We start from the raw sequence: 5,185 nt of genomic DNA on the forward strand, positions 1-5,185 counted from the left end.
AACGCGGCAGCCAGGGAACTCGGCATGAAGTACAGCACCTTCATGAATGGCCTCAAGAAGGCGCAGATCGAGGTGGACCGCAAGGTACTGGCCGATCTGGCGGTTTTCGACAAGCCGGCTTTTGCTGCTCTGGCCGTCCAGGCCAAAGCCCAGCTCGGCGCCTAGGCTCGACGAGTCTCAGGAAAGGAGGCGCGAGCCTCCTTTTTTTCGGTGAACCATGCACAACCTCGACCAAATTGTTGACGCAGCCTGCGCGGCGTTTGCGGCAACCGATGACCCGGACGCGCTCGAGCAGATCAAGGCGGTCTATCTCGGCAAGAGCGGACGGATCCCCGAGCTGCTGAAGGGCTTGGCCAAGCTTCCGCCGGAAGAACGGAAGGCTGTCGGCGCGGCGATCAACCGTGCCAAGGATGCTGTCGGAGCGGCGCTCAATGCCCGGCGGGAGGCGATCCGCAAGATGACGCTGCTCACCCGCCTGGCTGAGGAGGCACTGGACGTGACGCTGCCCGGCCGGGGCCAGGCGCGCGCCGGTCTGCATCCGGTGACCCGTACGCTGGAACGCATCGAAGCGCTCTTCCGGTCGATCGGTTTCGAGGTGGCCGACGGCCCGGAGATCGAAGCCGACTTCCAGAACTTCACGGCGCTCAACACCCCCGAGGATCATCCCGCGCGCTCGATGCACGACACCTTCTATCTGCAGGAGGAGTCGGGAGAGGTTGCCCAGGGCGTGTTGCTGCGCACGCATACCAGCCCGATCCAGGTGCGCTACATGCAGGCGCATGTCGCCCGCCATGCCGCTCTCGAGGTCATGCCCGAGATCCGGGTGATTGCACCGGGACGGGTCTATCGTGTTGACTCCGATGCAACGCATTCGCCGATGTTCCATCAGGTCGAGGGACTGTGGATTGGCGAGAACATCAGCTTTGCCGACCTGAAGGGTGTGATCGGGGACTTTCTGCGCCGCTTTTTCGAGAGCGATGATCTGCAGGTGCGCTTTCGACCGTCCTTCTTCCCCTTCACCGAGCCTTCGGCAGAGATCGACATGGCCTTCATGAGCGGAGCGCACAAGGGTCGCTGGCTCGAGATCGCCGGTTGCGGCATGGTCCACCCGAATGTGCTGCACCATGTCAACATCGACCCCGAGAAGTACACCGGTTTCGCCTTCGGCATGGGCCCCGATCGTCTGACAATGTTGCGCTACGGAATCAACGACCTGCGCCTGTTCTTCGATGGCGACCTGCGCTTTCTTCGGCAGTTTGTGTGACGGCCTTCCTCCTGGCATTGAACGGTCATGAAATTCTCTGAATCCTGGCTTCGCAGTTTTGTCGACCCCGCCTGCGTGGGCGAGGAATTCTCGCACCTGTTGACCATGGCTGGTCTCGAGGTCGAAGAGGAGGAGATCGTCGCTCCTGGCTTTTCCAGGGTCGTTGTCGGTCATGTGCTGAGCGTCGACCGGCATCCGGGCGCCGACCGCCTGAATGTTTGTCGGGTCGATGTGGGGGCCGGTGAAGTCCTGCAGATCGTTTGCGGCGCACCGAATGCGGCAGCCGGGATCAAGGTGCCGTGTGCGCTGGTCGGCGCCGAACTGCCGGGTGGTTTCCGCATCAGGCTGAGCAAGGTACGTGGTGTCGAGTCGTTCGGCATGCTCTGTTCGGCAAAGGAACTCGGCATTGCCGATGATGCTGCCGGTTTGCTGGTTTTGGCGGATGCCGCACCGGTGGGTGAAGACCTGCGCCGCCATCTCGATCTCGACGATCGCCTGTTGACCCTCAAACTGACCCCCAACCGGGCGGACTGCCTGTCGCTGGAAGGGGTTGCCCGTGAAGTCGCGGCACTCACCGGCGTACCGGTGCGCTTCACCGAGGTCGAAGCGGTCGAGGCCAGCATCGCCACCGCCCGTACCATCGTGCTGGATGCACCCGACGCCTGTCCGCGCTACTGTGGACGGGTGATCGCCGGCGTTGACGCGAAGGCACCGACGCCGGAGTGGATGCGACGTCGCCTCGAGCGTAGCGGTATCCGGCCGATCTCGGCGTTGGTAGACATCACCAATTACGTGATGCTCGAGCTGGGTCAGCCGCTGCACGCATTCGACAATCGACAACTGAACGGGATGATCCATGCCCGGATGGCGCGGCCAGGGGAGCGCATCACTCTGCTCAACGAGCAGACGCTGGACTTGCAGGGCGATGTCCTGCTGATTGCCGACGATGAACGACCGGTGGCGATGGCCGGGATCATGGGCGATGAGTACAGCGGAATCACGCTGGCGACGACCGAACTGTTTCTGGAGGCGGCGTTCTTTGCGCCGCGCGCGATTGCCGGCCGTGCTCGCCGCTACAACTTCGTTTCGGATGCCTCGCATCGCTTCGAACGTGGGGTCGATTTCGGTGGCACGCGGCGCGCACTGGAACGTGCGACGCGTCTGGTGATCGACATCTGTGGTGGGCAAGCCGGACCGGTCAGCGAAGTACAGGCCAGTCTGCCGGAGCGGCGGCCGGTCCATCTGCGACCGGATCGGGTCACCAAGGTGCTTGGCCTGAATATTGCTCCGGAGCGCATTGGCGAACTGTTTGCACGTCTCGGTCTACCCTTCGTCCGTGACGGTGCGGACTTCGTCGTCATCCCGCCAAGCTATCGCTTCGACCTCGAGATCGAGGAAGATCTCATCGAGGAGATCGCCCGTCTGCACGGCTACGAGAATGTGCCGTCGCCGGCCCCGCGTGCTGCCCTTGCCATGCTGCCGCAGACCGAGCAGAGAAGGCCGCCGGCGAGGATTCGGCAAATGCTGGCCGACTGCGGTTATCAGGAGGTGATCAACTTTGCTTTTGTCGAGGAAGCCTGGGAAACCGACTTCGCTGCCAACGAGCGGTTGATTCGCTTGGCCAATCCGATTGCCAGCCAGTTGAGCGTCATGCGTTCCTCACTGATCGGTGGCCTGGTGGCCAACGTAACAACGAATCTCAAGCGTCGGCAGAGCCGCGTGCGTATTTTCGAGACCGGACGTTGTTTTCGACGCGATCCGTGCGGCGAACCGGTCCCCGGATTCGATCAACCGTGGAAGCTCACCGCGCTGGCCTATGGAACGGTGCTTCCCGAGCAATGGGGCAGTCCGGTGCGCAATGCCGATTTTTTTGATGTCAAGGGCGATCTGGAACTCCTGCTCGCACCGCTTATCGCCAGTTTCGAGAAGGCGGCCCATCCGGCGCTGCACCCGGGGCGCAGTGCGCGCGTTCTGATCGATGGCAAGGCAATCGGCTTCGTCGGCGAGTTGCACCCACGGTGGCAACAGAAATACGATCTGCCGCTGGCGCCGGTGCTCTTCGAACTCGATCTTGAACCCCTGGGCGTGGCCAGCCTGCCGCAATACGTCGAGGTTTCGCGCCAGCCCGTGGTCATCCGGGACATGGCCATCGTCGTCGATCACGCGCTGCAATTGCAGCAACTGCTGGACGCCTTGCGTGCCAATTGCCCGGCAATCATACGCGACATCCAGCTATTCGATGTCTATGTCGGCCGCGGTGTGGAGGTTGGCAAGAAAAGCCTTGCCTTCCGTATAGTGATGCAAGATACTCAAAAAACCTTGCTCGAAGCCGAAGTGGACGCCGCCATGCAGCAGTTGGTGGAGTATCTCCAGAGCGTGTTCGCAGCACAGCTTCGCGTCTGAAGAGGGGCAGGAATGACGCTAACCAAGGCAGAACTGGCCGACTTGCTGTTCGAGAAGGTTGGCCTCAACAAGCGTGAGGCCAAGGATATGGTCGAGGCGTTCTTCGAGGAAATCCGCAATGCTCTTGAACGCGGTGATGGTGTGAAACTTTCCGGCTTCGGAAATTTTCAGCTGCGCGACAAGCCACAGCGGCCGGGTCGCAACCCGAAGACGGGTGAAGAGATCCCGATTAGCGCAAGACGAGTGGTTACCTTTCATGCCAGCCAGAAACTGAAGGCCGATGTGGAGCACGCTTATGATGGAAATCAGTCATAAAGAGCTGGCCCAGGAACCGTTGCCGGCCATTCCTGCCAAGCGCTATTTCACGATTGGTGAAGTCAGCGAGTTGTGCGGGGTGAAGCCGCATGTCCTGCGGTACTGGGAGCAGGAATTCTCGCAGTTGCGCCCGGTCAAGCGCCGTGGTAACCGGCGCTACTACCAGCATCACGAGGTTCTTCTGGTTCGTCGAATCCGAGAGCTTCTGTACAGCCAGGGTTTCACCATCAGCGGCGCTCGTAACCGTCTTGAGGATGCTGAGGCCGAGAGCGAGAGCAAGTCTTCGGCGCTGGCGCCTGAAGTCCTGCGGGCGGAGTTGTTGAGCATTGCGGAAACTCTGCGAACATGAATGCCGCAGCAGATTTTCGAGTATAATCCGCGGTCTGTCGGGGCGTGGCGCAGCCTGGTAGCGCACTTGCATGGGGTGCAAGGGGTCCCGAGTTCGAATCCCGGCGCCCCGACCAGTTAAATCAAGCACTTGGCCAACCCCTCGGGGTTGGTTTTTGCTTTGTATTAGCTGGTCGGCTAATATTCACAATGCCATCCGCCTAAGACACTCGAAGTGGCACTGGTTGTTTATCCAGAACCCTCTGTATGTGTCATCTTCAGAAAACGACTGCACCAATTGATGGGGCATAACACCAGGTGTTTAGGCGGCTCCTGATGGCCCAATATCAGGAGTCATCTGCACCAATCTCGACTTGCTCCATACTCGTGTGCACCAAAGCGAGGTGAATCGCCCCGAGTTTCGTAGAGGCCGAGGTGGGCCCCGTTTGTTTGGACAGGAAATGCTCGAGGATAAGTGGAGCCCTGCCAGATGTGGTCTGGCTGACCGGTGATACGATTGGTTTTGACCTTCTGGAATTTTATCCGAACCGAATAGAGCTCGGTGGAGCTTGTGGGCGAAGGGCTTACCACCCATCACTTTTAATGTAATCTCTGATTATTACGAGGCAACACATTGAGAGACGATGGGAAAGACAGATAAGATAGCGGACGAGGTACGGTTTGGTCTGGAAGAGGCCCTCCCTGGGATGCGCAAGACGATCCTGAAAAAGCTACCGCTAGCGGTGGCGGCGATGATTCAGGCGCGCACACCGAACACGATGGAATTGTCGACGCTACTGGCGCTGGACACGGAACGTGCGGACATGCGCGAGCAGTGGTTGCGGCGACTGCTGACGAACCGGCTGATCCGCAGTG

At 60.3% G+C, this 5,185-nt stretch carries 5 protein-coding genes, 1 tRNA gene and 1 pseudogene; all 7 read left to right on the forward strand.

The genetic code is table 11. The features are described from left to right. A partial coding sequence (locus tag JNK99_RS03410; protein ID WP_291848653.1) for a 50S ribosomal protein L20 occupies positions 1–165 on the forward strand: 165 nt, incomplete at its 5' end. A gap of 52 nt (positions 166–217) precedes the next feature. After that, a complete protein-coding gene (gene pheS, locus JNK99_RS03415; RefSeq protein WP_291848645.1) occupies positions 218–1,264 on the forward strand; it encodes a phenylalanine--tRNA ligase subunit alpha in 1,047 nt (348 codons plus the stop codon). 27 nt (positions 1,265–1,291) lie between these two features. Beyond that, the gene (pheT, locus tag JNK99_RS03420) at positions 1,292–3,667 is read left to right on the forward strand and encodes a phenylalanine--tRNA ligase subunit beta (protein WP_291848647.1); all 2,376 of its coding nucleotides are present in this window, start codon (positions 1,292–1,294) and stop codon (positions 3,665–3,667) included. A gap of 12 nt (positions 3,668–3,679) precedes the next feature. Then, positions 3,680–3,982, forward strand: a complete 303-nt coding sequence (locus JNK99_RS03425; RefSeq protein WP_291848650.1) for an integration host factor subunit alpha — start codon at positions 3,680–3,682, stop codon at positions 3,980–3,982. Further along, a complete protein-coding gene (locus JNK99_RS03430; protein WP_291848655.1) occupies positions 3,966–4,331 on the forward strand; it encodes a MerR family transcriptional regulator in 366 nt (121 codons plus the stop codon). Before JNK99_RS03425 ends, JNK99_RS03430 begins: the two co-directional genes overlap by 17 nt. 38 nt (positions 4,332–4,369) lie before the next feature. Beyond that, positions 4,370–4,446: transfer RNA gene (locus JNK99_RS03435), tRNA-Pro, on the forward strand. A 507-nt stretch (positions 4,447–4,953) separates the two neighbouring features. Further along, positions 4,954–5,185: pseudogene (locus JNK99_RS03440) on the forward strand (transposase); the annotation flags it as partial.

The organism is Accumulibacter sp. (assembly GCF_016789985.1).
In the GTDB taxonomy this organism is placed as follows: Bacteria; Pseudomonadota; Gammaproteobacteria; order Burkholderiales; family Rhodocyclaceae; genus Accumulibacter.